A 16,442-nucleotide genomic window follows, 5' to 3' on the forward strand; every position below is an offset into this window, starting at 1 on the left:
TTCGTCGCAAAAGCTCCTCGCAATGACAGTGAAATCGCGTCAAAGTACCCCGAAGATCGCCAGCGCCAGCACGGCCTGGGCGAGGAAGCCGACGGTGAATGCGAGCGTGCGGAAGATCGGGATCCCGATGGCGTAGACAATGATATGTGCGACGCGCGACCAGAAATACACCGCGCAGGCGAGCACCGTCCATTTCGTCGAATAGTCGATTGCGTTGAGGATCAGCACCAGCGGCGCGAAGATCACGAGGTTTTCGACCGCGTTGTCGTGCGCGAACATCAGCCGGTTGGCCCAATCCGCCTGCGGCTTGTCGTTGCGCGACGGATTGGCCATCGCACCGCTGAGCCCGCGAACCTGGCAGCGGTTGATGATGTAGGGGATCCAGAGCACTCCGGTCAGGATCACCGTCAGTGTCAGCCAGAACAATTCGCGCGTCATGGTCCGGTCCCTTCTGTCGTCGCTGTGGTGAGAGCGAGTCTATACGAAAGCGCGGACGATTCCGCTATGCGCGAACCCTGACATAGCTGCCGGGCGCATCCTCGATCGGGGGGAACGTCGCGCTGCCGACCGGACGCGCCGGGACCTCCTCCGGATCCAGCTCGCCGAGCCATTGGCGCCAGTCCGGCCACCATGAGCCCTTGTGCTCCACCGCGCCCTTCATCCATTCGGCGACGCTGACGTCCTTGATGTTGTCGTTGGTCCAGTACTGATACTTGTTCGAGGCCGGCGGATTGACCACGCCGGCGATGTGGCCCGAGCCCGACAGCACGTATTTCACCGGGCCGCCAAAGAACTGCGAGCCGTACAGCACCGATTCCGCCGGTGCGATGTGATCCTCGCGGGTGGCGAGGTTGTAGACGGGGACCTTGACCTTGGAGAGATCGAGCAGGGTATTGTCGAGCACCATCGTGCCGGTCGAGAACCGATTCTCCAGATAACAGTTGCGCAAATAATAGGAATGGTTGGCCTGGGTCATCCGTGTCGCGTCCGAATTCCAGTGCAACAGGTCGAACGCACTCGGCTGCTGGCCCTTCAGATAGTTGCTGACGACATAGGACCAGATCAAATCGTTGGAGCGCAGCATGTTGAAGGCCATCGCCATCTTCGAGCCTTCGAGCACGCCGGCCGCCTTCATATCCTGCTCGAGGGCTGCGATCTGCTCCTCGTCGACGAACACGAGGAGATCGCCGGCATGGGTGAAGTCGACCTGGGCCGCGAAGAACGTCGCCGATGCAACGCGCTGGCGGCGTTTCTCGGCGAGCCAGGCCAGCGTGGTCGCGAGCATCGTGCCGCCGACGCAATAGCCGGCAGTGTGTACCTTCATCTCGCCGGTGATCTTCTCGATCACGTCCATCGCCGCGAGCGGGCCTTCCTTCATGTAGTCTTCCCAGCCCTTGTTGCCGAGCCGCTTGTCGGGATTGACCCATGAGATCACGAACACGGTGATGCCCTGGTCGACGCACCACTTGATGTAGGATTTCTCCGGCTTGAGATCGAGGATGTAGAACTTGTTGATCCAGGGCGGCACGATCAGGAGCGGGGTGCGTAGCACTTTCTCGGTGGTCGGCGCATACTGGATCAGCTGCATCATCTCGTTCTGGTAGATCACCTTGCCCGGCGTCGTCGCCATGTTGACGCCGACGACGAGATTGTCCGGATTGGACTGGCGGATCTTCAACATGCCTTTGCCGGCCGCGATGTCCTCGGCCAACATCTTCAGGCCGCGCGCGAGGTTATCGCCGGACGTGGCAAGTGTCTCGCGCAGCACCTCCGGATTGGTCAGCACGAAGTTGGACGGCGACAGCGCGTTGGTGACCTGCTGGACGTAGAACTCGGCCTTGCGGCGGGTATGCGGATCGAGCCCTTCGGCAGCGCGCACCAGCTCCTGCGCCCATTTGGTCGTGAGCAGATAGAGCTGCATGACGAAATCGAAGAACTGGTTCGACTTCCATTCGGGATCGGCAAAGCGCTTGTCACGCGGCGAGGGCGTGATCGCGGGCGGGGCGTCCTGACCTGCCATGCGGCGGACCGCCGAGCCCCAGAGGTCGAGATAGTCCTTGGCGAGCTTGGTCTGGAGATCGGAGGAACGGGACGTGTCCGACAGCCAGTATTCGGCGACCGAGGTGAAGGTCCTGACGATCTCGGCAAGCTCGGGCGGCGGGCGATCCTGCACCTCGCCGGTCTCGCGCGGTTTGAGGTAGGCAGCGAGCGCCTTGCCACCGCTCTCCATCGCCCGCGCGACATTCATCGCGAAAGCTTCGGCATCGAACTTCGTCTCGAACGGGGTGCCGGATTTGGGCGTGTCGGTTGTGACGGTACTCATGCGCAGAACAGTAACGATTCATTCTGTATTCGTCACCGCGAAGCTCGCATGTTTGGCGTTAAACACTCTCGAAGATGTGTTGCAGCGCGACAAATTTTCTTGGTTCCGTCACAATCGAGCCGCAACCGCTCGGCTTGGTAGCGCCGGGCGGTTTTCTCGCTCATACCATTTTGGGCAGCCATGGTTTGAGCTTGGGCGCGGTCTTGGGTAAGTTGCCCTGGGGGCCGTGCTTCGGGACGAGTAGGGGATTTCCCAAGTGTTGGTGTTATGGGACCTGCAAAAGACGCTGCCGATCTGTGGAGCGCTGTTGATCGCGGCGCTTGCCTTGGGCGGCTGCTCAAGCCAGCTCGCGGATATGACGCCCGCGGATGCGCAGGCGCATCCCAGGGAGCCCGGCAGCTATCTGCCGGTGCATGATCTGCCGCCGGATCGCGATCAGGCGACCATCCCGCCGGACCAGCGCGCCAAGATCGAGGCCGAGCTTGCCGCGGCGCGCGATCGTCAAGCCCTGGCCGCCAAGGACGCCAAGTGAGCAAATGGGGCGGTGCAAGGTAATCGCTGGCGCCCCCGTCTTGCCGTGCTAAAAGACCTCAGTTCAGCCAATAGTCAGGGCGAACGACCTCAGCCGCCAACGTCGATAATTGCTCTAAGTATTTGATTTCGAGTAATTTTCGTGAAGGGACTGGGCGCGTTTCCGAACGGCCGTCATGGCCTGTCGATTCCGTCCTGACCGGTTGCCCGGAGCCCAGAGAGCCATGGAAGAGTTTTACCGCATCCGCCGCCTGCCGCCTTACGTGTTCGAACAGGTCAACCGGGCCAAGGCGGCCGCGCGGAACGCCGGCGCCGACATCATCGACCTCGGCATGGGCAATCCGGACCTGCCGGCGCCGCCGCACGTGCTTGAGAAGCTCAAGGAGACTCTTGGCAAGCCGCGCACCGACCGCTACTCGGCCTCACGCGGCATTCCGGGGCTGCGCCGGGCGCAAGCTGCCTACTACGCCCGCCGCTTCGGCGTGAAGCTCAATCCCGATACCCAGGTCGTCGCGACGCTCGGCTCCAAGGAAGGCTTTGCCAACGTGGCGCAGGCCATCACCGCGCCGGGCGACGTCATCCTCTGTCCGAACCCGAGCTATCCGATTCACGCCTTCGGCTTTTTGATGGCGGGCGGCGTGATCCGCTCGGTGCCTTCCGAGCCGACGCCGCAGTTCTTCGAGGCGGCCGAGCGGGCGATCATCCATTCGATCCCCAAGCCGCTGGCGCTCGTCGTCTGCTACCCCTCGAACCCAACGGCCTATGTCGCGAGCCTCGACTTCTACAAGGACCTCGTCGCGTTCGCGAAGAAGCACGAGATCCTGATCCTGTCCGATCTCGCTTATGCCGAAGTCTATTTCGACGAGAGCAACCCGCCGCCCTCGGTGCTCCAGGTGCCCGGCGCGATGGACGTCGCCGTCGAGTTCACCTCGATGTCGAAGACCTATTCGATGGCCGGCTGGCGCATGGGCTTTGCGGTCGGCAATGAGCGCGTGATCGCGGCGCTCGCCCGCGTCAAATCCTATCTCGATTACGGCGCGTTCACGCCGGTCCAGGTCGCGGCGACCGCCGCATTAAACGGCCCGGACGATTGCATCAAGGAGATGCGCGACACTTACCGCAAGCGCCGCGACGCGCTGGTGGAATCGTTCGGCCGCGCCGGCTGGGAGATTCCGCCGCCGGAGGCCTCGATGTTCGCCTGGGTGCCGCTGCCAGAGGCTTTCCGCAGCATCGGCAGCATGGAGTTCGCGACCCTGATGGTGGAGAAATCCGGCGTCGCGGTCTCGCCCGGCGTCGGCTTTGGCGAGCATGGTGAAGGATATGTCCGCATCGCCATGGTGGAAAACGAGCAACGGATCAGGCAGGCCGCGCGCGGCGTGCGCCGCTTCCTTGAAAGCGGCGTCGAAACGTTGCACAACGTGGTTCCGCTCGCCAATCGGCGCTAATTCTCTTCTGCAGGTTTTCTGAACTATCATGGTCGCACCCCTGAAAGTGGGCATAGCGGGGCTCGGCACCGTGGGTGCCGAAGTCGTCCGTTTGATCGAAACGCAAGCGCGCGTGCTCACGGGACGCAGCGGCCGGGGCATCCGCGTCGTTGCCGTCACCGCGCGCTCGAAGGCGAAGAAGCGCGGCGTCGACTTGCGCGGCGTCGAATGGGCGAGGGATCCAATGGCGCTTGCCACCCATGCCGAGGTCGATTGCTTCGTCGAACTGATGGGCGGCGCCGGCGATCCCGCGCTGTCGGCGGTGGAAGCCGCGCTCAATGCCGGCAAGTCGGTTGTCACCGCCAACAAGGCGCTGCTCGCCAAGCATGGCCTCAAGCTCGCCAAGGCGGCTGAAAAGCACGGCGGCGCGCTGAATTTCGAGGCAGCGGTCGGCGCCGCGATCCCTGTCATCAAGACGTTACGCGAGGGGCTTGCTGGAACCGGCGTCAACCGCGTCTATGGCATCCTCAACGGCACCTGCAATTACATCCTGACCCGGATGGAGCAGGAGGGCCTGTCCTTTGCCGAATGCCTGAAGGACGCGCAGCGGCTCGGCTATGCCGAGGCCGATCCGTCCTTCGACGTCGACGGCCACGACACCGCGCAAAAACTCGCCATTCTGGCCAGCCTGGCCTTCGGCACGAAAGTTGCTCAAAGCGCGGTGTATGTCGAAGGCATCTCATCCATCGCGCCGGAAGACCTGCGCGCGGCGGCTGATCTCGGTTACCGCGTCAAGCTGCTCGGCGTTGCGGTTCGCACCGCCACGGGCATCGAGCAGCGCGTGCATCCGACCATGGTGCCAAAATCCTCCTCGATCGCGCAGGTGATGGGTGTCACCAACGCGGTCACGATCGATGGCGAGGGGATTCCGCCGATCACGCTGGTCGGCCCCGGCGCAGGCGGTGCCGCGACCGCCTCCGCCGTGGTAGCCGACATCGCCGACGTTGCGCGCGGCATTCGTGCGAATCCGTTCGGACGGCCGATTTCGCACTTGCGCGACACCAAGAAGGCGCCGATGGAGCGGCATGAGGGCGGTTATTACATCCGCCTGCTCGCCCGCGATTTTCCCGGTACTGCGGCTGCGATCGCCACGCGGCTTGCAGAACAGAAGATTTCGATCGAATCGATCGTGCAGCGTCATCCCAATGGCGGCGCTGCTCCCAGCGACGGCAAGACGGTCCCCGTGCCGGTCATCCTGATCACTTATGCGACCCATGAGGACGCCGTGCGCCGCGCGCTCTCCGCAGTCCAGCGCGACAAGGTGATCAGCGGACGGCCGCAGGTGATCCGGATCGAGAAGAACTGACACGGTTCGAACGAACTGTGGGTGTTACGAGTTGATGCGGACGGAGATGTCCGTCCAAAACCGTTTCGAAGGAGTGAGCCGATGTCGACCCATATTTCAGTCCCGCCGCAAGCGTTGCTCGAGCGCATCCTCACGCTGGAGATCGTGCGGGTGACGGAGCGGGCGGCGGTGTCCTCGGCGCGGCTGCGCGGGCACGGCAACGAGAAGCAGGCTGACCAGGCTGCCGTCGACGCCATGCGCCGCGAGCTCAACAAGCTGCCGATCGAAGGCACTATCGTGATCGGCGAAGGCGAACGTGACGAGGCACCGATGCTCTTCATCGGCGAGAAGGTCGGCATGAATGCCGGTCCCCAGGTCGATATCGCGGTCGATCCGCTCGAAGGCACCACGCTATGCGCCAAGAACATGCCGGGCTCGATCGCCACAATGGCGATGGCCGACGGCGGCACGCTGCTGCATGCCCCCGACGTCTACATGCAGAAGCTCGCGATCGGACCCGGTTACGACAAGGGCGTCGTCGATCTCGATGCCTCGCCGGCTGACAACGTCCGCCGCCTCGCCAAGGCCAAGGGCGTCAAGCCTGATGGCATTACCGTTCTCGTGCTCGATCGTCCGCGCCATGCCGACATCATTGCGAGCGTGCGTTCGACCGGCGCCGCCGTGCGCCTGATCACCGACGGCGACGTAGCCGGCGTGATCCATTGCGCCGACCCCGACAACACCGGCGTCGACATGTATCTCGGCACCGGCGGTGCGCCGGAAGGCGTGCTCGCCGCCGTGGCGCTGCGCTGCATCGGCGGTCAGATGCAGTGCCGCCTCATCCTCGACTCCGAAGAGAAGCGCGAGCGCGCCGCCAAGATGGGCGTCAACGATCCCAAGATGATCTACGGCATCGAGGATATGGCGCGCGGCGACTGCCTGTTTGCCGCCACCGGCGTCACCACGGGCTCGCTGCTCTCGGGCGTCAAATTCCGCAAGGACGGCGTGATCGAGACCGAGACGGTGGTGATGCGCTCCGTCACCGGCACCGTGCGCTACATCAAGGCCGAGCACCGCGAGCTGGCCAAGTTCCATCTGGATTGATCCAGGCAACACCACTGTCGTCGTTCCGGGGCGACGGGACCGCGCAACGCGCGGCCCGCGAGCCCGGAATCCATCGGGCGACAGTCTCCGACGCGCAATGGGTTCCGGGTTCGATGCTGCGCATCGCCCCGGAATGACGATAAGAAAAAAGAGGGGAAGCGCCATGTCCGATCTCTCCGCCGTCAAAGCCCTCGTCTTCGACGTGTTCGGTACCGTCGTGGACTGGCGCACCAGCCTGATCACCGATTTCATGTGGTGGGGCAAGCAGCGCGGCATCAGCGCTGATTGGACCGCGCTCGTCGATGGCTGGCGCGGCATGTACATGGCCTCGATGGACGACGTGCGCAAACATCCCGAGCGCGGCTACGTCATGCTCGACGATCTGCACCGCCGCTCGCTGGAAAAGCTGGTCGATCAATTCTCGATCAAGGGCCTCACCGAAGCCGATCTCAACTATCTCACCAAAGGCTGGCACCGCCTGCATCCCTGGCCCGACAGCGTCGGCGGCCTGGCCCGGCTGAAGACCAAATTCGTGATCGCGCCGCTGTCGAACGGCAATGTCGCGCTGCTCACCAACATGGCGAAGTTCGCTGGGCTGCCCTGGGACCTCATCATGTCGGCGGAGCTGTTCGAGCACTACAAGCCTGATCCCGAGACTTATCTCGGCGCCGCGCGCTTGCTGTGCCTCAAGCCGCAAGAGGTAATGATGGTCGCCGCCCACAACGGCGATCTTGCGGCTGCGCAGAAGAACGGATTGAAGACCGCATTCGTGGCGCGGCCGACCGAGTACGGACCGTTGCAGAAGGTCGACTTCGAGGCGACCGGCAATTGGGACATCGTCGCAAAGGATTTTGGCGGGATCGCCGACAAGCTCGGGTGCTAGCGACGTCCTTGTACGCGGCAACGCCGGTCCGGGCAGCGCGCGCCGCCCGGACCTGATTTCGAAACTACAAGGTCATCTTCATCGGCTCCGGATAGTAGTGGAAGCCTTCGCCTGTCTTGGCGACATGGCCGTAGCCCGGCCAGGCGAAGTGATAGGACATCACGGGGGTCTTGTTTGCCGCAAGCATCGTCAGCAGCTTGACGCGCGAGTCTGCCGCCTGCTTCGGGTCGGTGTCGTAGGAGAACTCCATCCTCGGCCGCTCCAGCAGCAGCACCGAATGGTGCGAGAGATCGCCGAGGAAGGCGAACGATTTGCCCGCCGAGGAGACCATGAAGATGGTGTGGCCGACAGTGTGACCGGGCGCGGCGATCGCCTGCACGCCCGGCAAAAATTCCTGGCCGTCCTTGAAGAACACGATGCGGTCGCGGACCGGCAGCAGGTTCTTGCGGGCGTGGAGGACGAAGTCCTTGGCCGGGCTGCCGAGCTTGCCCTCATCGGTCCAGAAGTCGAAATCGGACTGGGAGATGTAGACCTGCGCGTTCGGAAACAACGGTTTGCCGCCCTCGTCCACGATGCCCCCGATGTGGTCGATATGGGCGTGCGAGCACACCACGGCGTCGATGTCCTCCGGCTTGATTCCGGCCTCGGTCATGCTCTTCTGCTGCCGTCCGGTGCTGGCGCCGAACATTTTTGAGCTGCCCATGCCGGTATCGAACAGGATGAGCTTGTCGCCGGTGTTCACGATCGGCGAGTTCTGCTCGAGCACGACATTGTCCGGCGACAGGAAATTGTCGGCCAGCATCTTCTTGACCTCTTCCTTGGGAACGCCGGTGAAGGTCCCGGAGGGATCGCCGAGCGGCAGCGGCCCATCGGATACGACGGTCACCTCGGCATCGCCGAGAATGAAGCGATGCCAGTAGGGCGTCTGGGTGCCGAGCTTGGGTGCCCGGGCCATCGCGCTGCTGCCGAGCAGCGCGCTGGCGCCAAGGCCGGCCCCGAGTGCGAGAAGGGATCGACGTGAGACATCGATTGTCATGCGTTTCCTCCGCTTTTTTGACCTGCGCGATTGTTGGCGCGGTGTGACCGGCCCCGGTCGGCCATGAGGCCGGAGGTCGGCGGAAGGCATGCTGCGCCGGTTGCGATGAGCTAGCAAGTGGAATTGGTCCGCGGACGCATGCCGGGCAGGGACACGGCGTCCAGAGGCACGTTCCGCAAAAACAAAGCACCGCGGAATTGCGTCTTACGCAATTCTCAGCGTGAGGTCATTGCCGTCCGTTTCGGCAAAGCCGGCCTGTAAGACCTCTTCGCGCTTATGGCGCAGATGCGCACGCAGGATGTGCGCGAGGCCGGCGCCGTCGCGGCGCTGGAGCGCATTGAGGATTGCCTCGTGCTCCTTGACGGCGAGCGCCCAGCGCTGCGGCGTCATCGGCGTGACGTAGCGCGCGCGGCGGATCCGCGCTGTCACCGAGGTGTAAAGGCTCGCGAGCACCGGGTTTCCGGCCGCGTTGACGATGGCTTCGTGAATTGCGCGGTTGCCGCGATAGTACTGGATCAGGTCACCCTCGCGATAATGCTGCACCATGTCCGCATGCGCGGTGGCGATCGCGTCGATCTCGGCGTCCGTGATGCGCTCGCAGGCAAGCTCGCCGGCAAGGGCTTCGAGACCCTGGCAGACCTCGAACAGGTCGCGCATGTCCTGGTCGGTCAGCTTCGCAGCGCGCGAGCCGCGATGCGGCAGCAGCTGCACGAGGCCTTCGGCGGCCAGCACCTTGAGTGCCTCGCGCAGCGGCGTGCGCGAGATCTCGAGCCGCTCGCACAGCTCGCGCTCCGGAATGCGCGCCCCTGGCGGGATTTCACCGTCGAGCAGGATGGCGCGAATGCGGCCGACGACTTCTTCGTGAAGCATAGTCTGAAACTCTATTTGCATGCAAAAATGGGCCTACAAACGAAAAATTGCAAGTTCCGGCTTGAAAATTCCAAGTTTTGCATTCAAAACTGTAAAAAAGCAGAAAGGGTGTGGGAATGGACCTGCAAGTGGGGGCAGAAGACCTCGTCTTCGAGCGCCAGGACGGCATCGGGCGGATCACCTTTAACCGCCCGCAGGCCCGCAACGCCTTCACGTTTGCCATGTACGAGCGGCTCGCTGCGATTTGCGAGGAGGCCGACCGCGACCCTGCGATCAAGGTGCTGGTGCTGCGCGGGGCTGGCGACAAGGCGTTCGCCTCGGGCACCGACATCAACCAGTTCCGCGAATTCAAGACGCCGCAGGACGCCATCGATTACGAGAACCGCATCGATCGCGTGCTCACAACGCTGGAGCAGTGCCGTGTGCCGACGATCGCGGCGATCAACGGGTTCTGTACCGGAGGCGGGGCCGGCATCGCTGCGGCCTGCGACCTCCGCATCGGCACAAGGAGCGCCAAGATCGGTTTCCCCATCGCCCGCACGCTCGGCAATTGCCTGTCGATGTCCAATGTCAGCCGTCTCACGGCGCTCATCGGCGCCGCGCGCGTCAAGGATCTGATCTTTACCGCGCGCCTGGTCGATGCCACCGAGGCCGCAAGCATCGGTCTGCTTGGCGAGGTCGTGGACGATCTTGCCGCGCTCGATCGGCGCACTGACGAGGTCGCTCGGCTGCTCGCCAGTCATGCTCCGCTGACGCTGAATGCGACCAAGCAGGCGGTGACGCGCCTGCAAAGACGGCTGACGCGGGACGAGGGCGAAGACCTCATCCTGATGTGCTACACGAGCCAGGATTTTCGCGAAGGGCTCGATGCTTTCCTCAACAAGCGCGCGCCGCAATGGCGCGGCCAATAGGACGGGCCCATGCAGAGCGATCGATCGCAATCCACCTCCCGCCGTTCGGGACCGCTCGCCGGTCTCAAGGTCATCGATCTCACCCATGTCATGGCCGGGCCGACCTGCACCTTGATGCTCGCCGACATGGGCGCCGACGTCATCAAGATCGAGAAATGGCCCAATGGCGACGATACCCGCCATTCGGTGCCGCCGAAGATCGGCGATGAGGCGGCCTCCTTCCTGATGATGAACCGCAACAAGCGCGGCATCGTGCTGGATCTGAAGACCGACGGTGGCAAGCAGGTGCTTCGGCGGTTGATCGCGAGCGCCGACGTGCTGGTGGAGAACTTTGCGCCCGGCGCGATGGAGCGTCTCGGTTTCGGCTACGAGGCACTGCACGCGGAATTTCCCGCGCTGATCTACTGCTCGCTGTCGGGCTTCGGCCGCACCGGCCCGTACAAGCACCGCCGCGGCTTCGACCTGGTCGCGCAGGCCATGAGCGGCATCATGAGCTTTACCGGCGAACGCCCCGACGGTCCGCCCGTCAAATGCGGCCCGCCACTGTCCGACATCACCGCCGGTCTGCTGGCGAGCATGGGCATCCTCGCGGCCTATACGCACCGTCTCAAGACCGGCGAAGGACAGTGGGTGGAGACGTCGCTCTATGAAGCGGCCCTGGTGCAGACCTATTGGCAGTCCACCATCGCGCTGGCCGCGGGCACGGCACCGCGCGCGATGGGCTCGGCCCATCCGCTCAATGCGCCCTATCAGGCGTTCGAAGCCTCGGATGGCTGGCTCGTCGTCGGCGGCGCCAACAAGAAGCATTGGCTGTTGATGCTGGAAGCACTCGGCGCCAGCGAACTCGCCGCCGATCCGCGCTTCGTCACCGGCTCCGACCGTATGGCGCATCTGAAGGAGCTGGAAGCCGTCTTGAGCGAACGCTTCCGCACCAAATCGCGCGCGCATTGGCTTGCGGCGCTGGACGAGAAGGGCGTGCCGTGCGGCCCCGTGCACGACATGCTGGAAGCGCTCAGCGATCCGCAGACGCTGGCGCGCGAGATGGTCGTCGAGGTCGAGCACTCCACGCTCGGCCCCGTAAAGACGATCGGACTTCCCATCAAGTTTTCGGAGACCCCAGGCAAAGTTCGCTCAGGCGCGCCGGTCTATGGTGAGCACACAAGTGAGGTGCTGGCCGAGCACGGGTTCGACCAGAAGCAGATCGAAGCGCTCGAAAAAGAAGGCGCAATCGTGCTGGCCTCAGCAAGTCGCGAGGAACGCGTCGCCTGAGCGGACGTCGATAAGACAACAACAAAAGACAAAAAATCAGCTGGAGGAACATCATGGGTCGGACGTCAACACTTCTGCTCCCCGCGGCCGCGATCGTGCTCGCCGGCACGATGCCGGCGCTCGCCGCCTGGCAACCGCAAAAGCCGATCGAGTTCGTCGCCACGGCCGGGCCGGGTGGCGGCACTGACAATCTCGCGCGCGCGGTCCAGAACATCATCACCAAGTACAAGCTGACAGACCAGCCGATCGTCGTCGTCAACAAGGGCGGCGGCAGCGGCGCCGAAGGTTATGTCTACGGCAAGGCCTCCGCGGGCGATCCCCACAAGGTGATCTTCGGCACCTCGAACGCCTGGCAGCAGCCGCTCGTCTCCAAGGTCGCCTTCAACTACACCGATCTCACTCCGATCGCGGCGATGGCGCAGGACGAGTTCCTGCTCTGGGTCAAGCAGGACGCGCCGTACAAGACAGCGGGCGACTATCTCAAGGCGGCCGCATCGGGCGAATTCAAGATGGGCGGCGCGCAATCCAAGGACACCGACGAGGTGTTGACGCGCATGATCGAGAAGGCTGGCAAGGTCAAGCTGACCTATATCCCTTTCAAGAGCGGCGCCGAGACCGCCGTGCAGCTCGCCGGCGGACATCTCGATTCCCACGTCAACAATCCCAGCGAGAGCCTCGGGCAATGGCGCGGGGGCACGCAGCGCCCGCTCTGCGTTTTCAGCCCGAAACGGCTGCCGCAGGGTCCGAAGGTCACCGCAACCGAAGGCTGGAGCGACGTTCCGACCTGCGTCGAGCAGGGCCTCGACATCAAGCAGTATGAGCAGCCGCGCACGGTGTGGCTGCCCGGCAAGGTCACGCCGGACCAGGCGGCGTTCTATGTCGACCTGATGAAGAAGGTGCAGGCAACGCCGGAATGGAAGGACTACATCGAGAAGACCTCACAGGTCGACACCTTCCTGACCGGCGCCGAGTTCGAAAAATTCATCAAGGAGGACCTCGAGCACGTCAAGCAGGTCGCGGGCGAGCAGGGCTGGCTCGTCAAGTGAGGCGGCGGGCAGGTCGCCTGCGGCCATCCTGCGAGACGCCCGCCTGCGGCGGGCCCTCAGGGTGAGGTCGCGCGCCGTGGCAAGATATCCAACCCTCATGGTGAGGAGCCCGCCAAAGCGGGCGTCTCGAACCATGCAGGCCGAGCTCGTTCAGCAGGTCTCACCGCCGTCACATGGGATAGCTCAGAGGTAACGGACCATGATCTCCCGCCGCGCGCTTGAACTTGCGACCGCTGTCCTCACCGGGACCTTCGGTGTGGCAGTCGTCATCTCCAGCCTCGACAACGGCATCGGCTGGTCGAGCGCCGGGGTGGACGCCGGCACGTTTCCGTTCCTGACCGGGGTCATCATCGTGATCGGGAGCCTCTACAATCTGGTGCGGGGCGTGCTACCGGCCGCGACACTGGCAAATGTCCCCATCGCCATCACGTCCCTCGAGCTGCGCAGGCTCGCCGGCCTGTTCGTGCCGGCTGCGATTTTTGTTGCCGCGATCCCGCTGGCCGGGATGTACGTCGCTTCAGCATTGTACGTTTTCGCAGTGCTGGCGATCCCCAGGTATCAATCCGTGCCGCGTGCGCTCGCGATGGCGGGGGCGACGGCACTCGCGCTCTACGTCGTGTTCGAGCGCATGTTCCAGGTCAGCCTGCCGCATGGCGCGCTCGCCGCCGCGTTCGGGTTCTGATGGAGAGGTCCGATGGATAATCTCGCAGAGCTCCTGCACGGCTTCACCATCGCGGTCACCGCGCCACATCTGCTGCTCATGGTAATCGGCGTGCTGCTCGGCATTCTCGTCGGCGTGCTGCCGGGGCTGGGCGCGCCAAACGGAGTATCGCTGCTTTTGCCGCTGACCTTCGGTATGCAGCCGGTCTCGGCCATCATCCTGCTCTCCAGCATGTATTGGGGGGCGCTGTTCGGCGGCTCCGTGACCTCGATCCTGTTCAACATTCCCGGCGAGCCGTCCTCGGTCGCGACCACGTTCGACGGCTACCCGATGGCGCGCGACGGCCGGCCAACGACGGCGCTCGCCACCGCCTTCGGTTCGGCGGCGTTCGGCGCGCTGATCGGCGTCATCCTGATCACCTTCCTTGCATCCTGGGTGGCCCAGGTTGCGCTCGCGTTCGGGCCGGCCGAGTATTTTGCGGTCTATTTCCTGGCCTTTGCCAGCTTCGTCGGCATGGGCGGTGCGGCGCCGATCAAGACCGTCGTGGCGCTGGCGATCGGCTTTGCGATCGCTGCCATCGGCATCGACACGGTGTCCGGCAGCGTGCGCCTCACCATGGGGGTCGATGAACTCGTCAAGGGCGTGAGCTTCGTCGTCGCCGTGATGGGTCTGTTCGGCATCGGCGAGCTCTTGGTTGCAGTCGAAGAGGAGTTTCACGCGCGCGCGGTCTCCTCGAAGATCGACTGGCGTGAGGTGTTCCGCGCGGTCGGCCGCCTGCCGCGGCATGGTATTGCCCTGTTGCGCAGCGCCGCGATCGGATGCTGGATGGGGATTACGCCGGGCGGCCCGACCGCGGCCTCCTTCATGAGCTACGGCATCGCGCGCCGCTTCTCGCGCCGCGGCCGATATTTCGGCACCGGCGAGGTCGAAGGCATCATCTCGCCGGAGACGGCCGACCATGCCGCCGGCACCAGCGCGCTGCTGCCGATGCTCTCGCTAGGCATTCCCGGCTCGGCGACCGCGGCGGTCATGATGGGCGGGCTGATGATCTGGGGCCTCAATCCCGGGCCGATGCTGTTCGTCGACAGTAAGGATTTCGTCTGGGGCCTGATCGCCTCGATGTATGTCGGCAACATCGTCGCCGTCGCGCTGGTGCTGCTCACCGTTCCGGTCTTCGCGGCCTTGATGCGGATTCCGTTTGTGGTGATCGCGCCCCTGATCGTGATCATCTGCGTCGTCGGCGCCTATTCGGTGTCGAACTCCTATCTCGACGTCGTCATGATGCTTGGCTTCGGGATCGTCGGCTATCTCTTCAAGAAGCTGTTCTATCCGCTGGCGCCGCTCGTGCTCGCGATCGTCATCGGCGACAAGGCGGAGGACGCGTTCCGGCAGTCGATGTTGATCTCCAAGGGATCGCTCGGGATATTCTTTGCAAACAAGCTGGTGACATGCCTGATCGTTGCCGGCATCGCATTGTTGCTGCTTCCGCTCGTGCTGCAGCTCACGCGGCTCTGGCGCAAACCCGCGCCGTCTACCGATCGGACGACAGCTGAGGAAAAGGTGATCATATGACCGCAAAGCCGCTCATTGCATTGGCAATGGGAGATCCCGCCGGCATCAGCCCGGAGCTGACGGCGAAGCTCGCGGTGCAGGATGACGTCCGCGCCCGCAGCCGGATCGTCGTCATCGGTGACCGCCGCATCTTCGACGAAGGCGCGCGCGTCGCCGGCGTCAAGCCGGAGCTGACCATGGTAGAGCAGGGCGCCGACCTTGGCGCGGCGCAGGGCGAGACGCTGTTTGTCGATCTCCGCCACCTCGACCCCAGGGAGGTCGAGCCGAAGACCGCGACGCTTGCCGGCGGAAAATTCGCGCTGACCAATTATCGGCACGCGCTCGAGCTCGGCCGTGACCACCGCGTCGATGCCGTCTGCTTTACCCCCTTCAACAAGCAGGCGATGCGCCTTGCCCGTACCGAATACGACGACGAGATCGCGTTCTCCGCCGAGGTGGTCGGGCTCAAGACCGCGGCAAGCGAGTTCAACGTGCTGGACCGGCTCTGGAATGCGCGGGTCACCTCCCATATCCCTCTCAAGGACGTCGCTGCAAAGCTGTCCAGCGAGCGCATCCATCGCGCGCTCAAGCTGACCGATTCCTGTATGCGCAATGCCGGTTTCGCGCGCCCCCGCATCGCAGTCGCAGGTCTCAATCCGCATGCCGGCGACGGCGGCAATTTTGGTCGCGAGGAGATCGATATCATCTCGCCGGTGGTCACGGCCGCCCAGCGCGAGGGTATCGCCGCGGAGGGACCGTTCCCCGCCGACACGGTGTTCCTGCGCGCCAAGGGCGGTGCTTTCGATGCGGTGCTGACGATGTATCACGACCAGGGTCAGATCGCGATGAAGCTGATGGGTTTTGATCGCGGTGTCACCTTGCTCGGTGGTTTCCCTTTCCCGATCTGCACGCCCGCGCACGGCACCGCCTATGATATCGCCGGGCAGGGCATCGCATCGGTTGGCGCTAGCCGCGCCGCTGTGCTGCTCGCAGCGGAGATGGCCGCGCGTCGCGCCGCCTGATGGCGCGCACCAGGGGAGCCCGCTCATGAAGTTCGTACGCGCAAAGCCTGCGAGTTTCGGGAAAAAGTGGAAACTTCCGGCGTGGTAACGAGTTGCGTCCCATGAACGTCTCCATCTGGGAGCTGGAACATGGTCGACTACGACCCGCTACGAACGGCCGTGGATACTGCTTGGTCCGTCTACCGCGCCCGGCATCGTCACGTCGATGCCGCGGATGGTCGTCGCTGTCTGCTCGAGCGTCATCTACAAGGGAGGCGGGAAGCGCGCGAGAGTGGCGGTGATGCCCAGGACCTTACGGCATCTGGCCTTGCCTATCTCGAGCGGCTTCACGATGACGAATGCTAGGGCTGGTGGAGGAACTGGCCTGCTGCCTGGCGGCCGCGACCGCAAGGCCGAATTGGACCTTGCTCGCGATTTCGAACCTTCTGGCGGCATTGATCGTGCTGATCGTGCGCTTGGCAGTTTA

Annotated in this window: 16 protein-coding genes; 12 read left to right on the forward strand and 4 right to left on the reverse strand. The window is 64.0% G+C overall.

Going from position 1 to position 16,442, the window contains the following annotated elements; all coding sequences use genetic code 11:
* Nucleotides 1–39: 39 nt before the first annotated feature.
* Together IVA91_RS07745 and phaC are read right to left on the reverse strand one after the other, a co-directional pair.
* The gene (locus IVA91_RS07745) at nucleotides 40–438 is read right to left on the reverse strand and encodes an MAPEG family protein (RefSeq protein ID WP_247280961.1); all 399 of its coding nucleotides are present in this window, start codon (nucleotides 436–438) and stop codon (nucleotides 40–42) included.
* A 64-nt stretch (nucleotides 439–502) separates the two neighbouring features.
* On the reverse strand, nucleotides 503–2,323 hold the full coding sequence (gene phaC, locus IVA91_RS07750; protein ID WP_247458521.1) for a class I poly(R)-hydroxyalkanoic acid synthase: 1,821 nt from the start codon (nucleotides 2,321–2,323) through the stop codon (nucleotides 503–505).
* Between the two features lie 256 nt (nucleotides 2,324–2,579).
* Here phaC and IVA91_RS07755 point away from each other — a divergent pair, with 256 nt between their 5' ends.
* The 5 genes from IVA91_RS07755 (at nucleotide 2,580) to IVA91_RS07775 (ending at nucleotide 7,610) form a co-directional block, all read left to right on the forward strand.
* The gene (locus IVA91_RS07755) at nucleotides 2,580–2,855 is read left to right on the forward strand and encodes a hypothetical protein (protein ID WP_247280963.1); all 276 of its coding nucleotides are present in this window, start codon (nucleotides 2,580–2,582) and stop codon (nucleotides 2,853–2,855) included.
* 223 nt (nucleotides 2,856–3,078) lie between these two features.
* The gene (locus IVA91_RS07760; RefSeq protein WP_247417574.1) at nucleotides 3,079–4,299 is read left to right on the forward strand and encodes an LL-diaminopimelate aminotransferase; all 1,221 of its coding nucleotides are present in this window, start codon (nucleotides 3,079–3,081) and stop codon (nucleotides 4,297–4,299) included.
* A gap of 28 nt (nucleotides 4,300–4,327) precedes the next feature.
* The gene (locus tag IVA91_RS07765) at nucleotides 4,328–5,644 is read left to right on the forward strand and encodes a homoserine dehydrogenase (protein WP_247417571.1); all 1,317 of its coding nucleotides are present in this window, start codon (nucleotides 4,328–4,330) and stop codon (nucleotides 5,642–5,644) included.
* Between the two features lie 81 nt (nucleotides 5,645–5,725).
* Nucleotides 5,726–6,727 (forward strand): class II fructose-bisphosphatase, encoded by a 1,002-nt coding sequence (gene glpX / locus IVA91_RS07770; protein WP_247280966.1) that lies wholly within the window; start codon nucleotides 5,726–5,728, stop codon nucleotides 6,725–6,727.
* Nucleotides 6,728–6,890: 163 nt separating this feature from the next.
* Nucleotides 6,891–7,610, forward strand: a complete 720-nt coding sequence (locus tag IVA91_RS07775; RefSeq protein ID WP_247417568.1) for a haloacid dehalogenase type II — start codon at nucleotides 6,891–6,893, stop codon at nucleotides 7,608–7,610.
* A gap of 64 nt (nucleotides 7,611–7,674) precedes the next feature.
* Here the strand turns inward: IVA91_RS07775 and IVA91_RS07780 are convergent, their stop codons facing one another.
* A complete protein-coding gene (locus IVA91_RS07780; protein WP_247417566.1) occupies nucleotides 7,675–8,646 on the reverse strand; it encodes an MBL fold metallo-hydrolase in 972 nt (323 codons plus the stop codon).
* A 204-nt stretch (nucleotides 8,647–8,850) separates the two neighbouring features.
* Nucleotides 8,851–9,516 (reverse strand): GntR family transcriptional regulator, encoded by a 666-nt coding sequence (locus tag IVA91_RS07785; RefSeq protein ID WP_247280969.1) that lies wholly within the window; start codon nucleotides 9,514–9,516, stop codon nucleotides 8,851–8,853.
* Between the two features lie 116 nt (nucleotides 9,517–9,632).
* Here IVA91_RS07785 and IVA91_RS07790 point away from each other — a divergent pair, with 116 nt between their 5' ends.
* The 7 genes from IVA91_RS07790 to IVA91_RS07820 all read left to right on the forward strand — a co-directional run bounded on the left by IVA91_RS07790 (nucleotide 9,633) and on the right by IVA91_RS07820 (nucleotide 16,321).
* Entirely contained in the window at nucleotides 9,633–10,427 is a 795-nt protein-coding gene (locus tag IVA91_RS07790; RefSeq protein WP_247417563.1) for an enoyl-CoA hydratase/isomerase family protein, read from the forward strand.
* A gap of 9 nt (nucleotides 10,428–10,436) precedes the next feature.
* Nucleotides 10,437–11,696: a CoA transferase gene (locus IVA91_RS07795; RefSeq protein WP_247280971.1), complete on the forward strand. Its 1,260-nt coding sequence runs from the start codon at nucleotides 10,437–10,439 to the stop codon at nucleotides 11,694–11,696.
* Between the two features lie 53 nt (nucleotides 11,697–11,749).
* Nucleotides 11,750–12,742, forward strand: coding sequence for a tripartite tricarboxylate transporter substrate-binding protein (locus tag IVA91_RS07800; protein ID WP_247280972.1), 993 nt, complete (start codon nucleotides 11,750–11,752; stop codon nucleotides 12,740–12,742).
* A gap of 199 nt (nucleotides 12,743–12,941) precedes the next feature.
* Nucleotides 12,942–13,424: a tripartite tricarboxylate transporter TctB family protein gene (locus IVA91_RS07805; RefSeq protein WP_247417561.1), complete on the forward strand. Its 483-nt coding sequence runs from the start codon at nucleotides 12,942–12,944 to the stop codon at nucleotides 13,422–13,424.
* A 12-nt stretch (nucleotides 13,425–13,436) separates the two neighbouring features.
* Entirely contained in the window at nucleotides 13,437–14,975 is a 1,539-nt protein-coding gene (locus IVA91_RS07810) for a tripartite tricarboxylate transporter permease (RefSeq protein WP_247417559.1), read from the forward strand.
* On the forward strand, nucleotides 14,972–15,976 hold the full coding sequence (locus IVA91_RS07815) for a 4-hydroxythreonine-4-phosphate dehydrogenase PdxA (RefSeq protein WP_247417557.1): 1,005 nt from the start codon (nucleotides 14,972–14,974) through the stop codon (nucleotides 15,974–15,976). The genes IVA91_RS07810 and IVA91_RS07815 overlap by 4 nt, the downstream gene beginning before the upstream one ends.
* 129 nt (nucleotides 15,977–16,105) lie before the next feature.
* Nucleotides 16,106–16,321: a hypothetical protein gene (locus IVA91_RS07820; RefSeq protein ID WP_247280976.1), complete on the forward strand. Its 216-nt coding sequence runs from the start codon at nucleotides 16,106–16,108 to the stop codon at nucleotides 16,319–16,321.
* Nucleotides 16,322–16,442: the final 121 nt, after the last annotated feature.

Source organism: Bradyrhizobium sp. 153 (assembly GCF_023073835.1).
Taxonomy (GTDB): domain Bacteria; phylum Pseudomonadota; class Alphaproteobacteria; order Rhizobiales; family Xanthobacteraceae; genus Bradyrhizobium.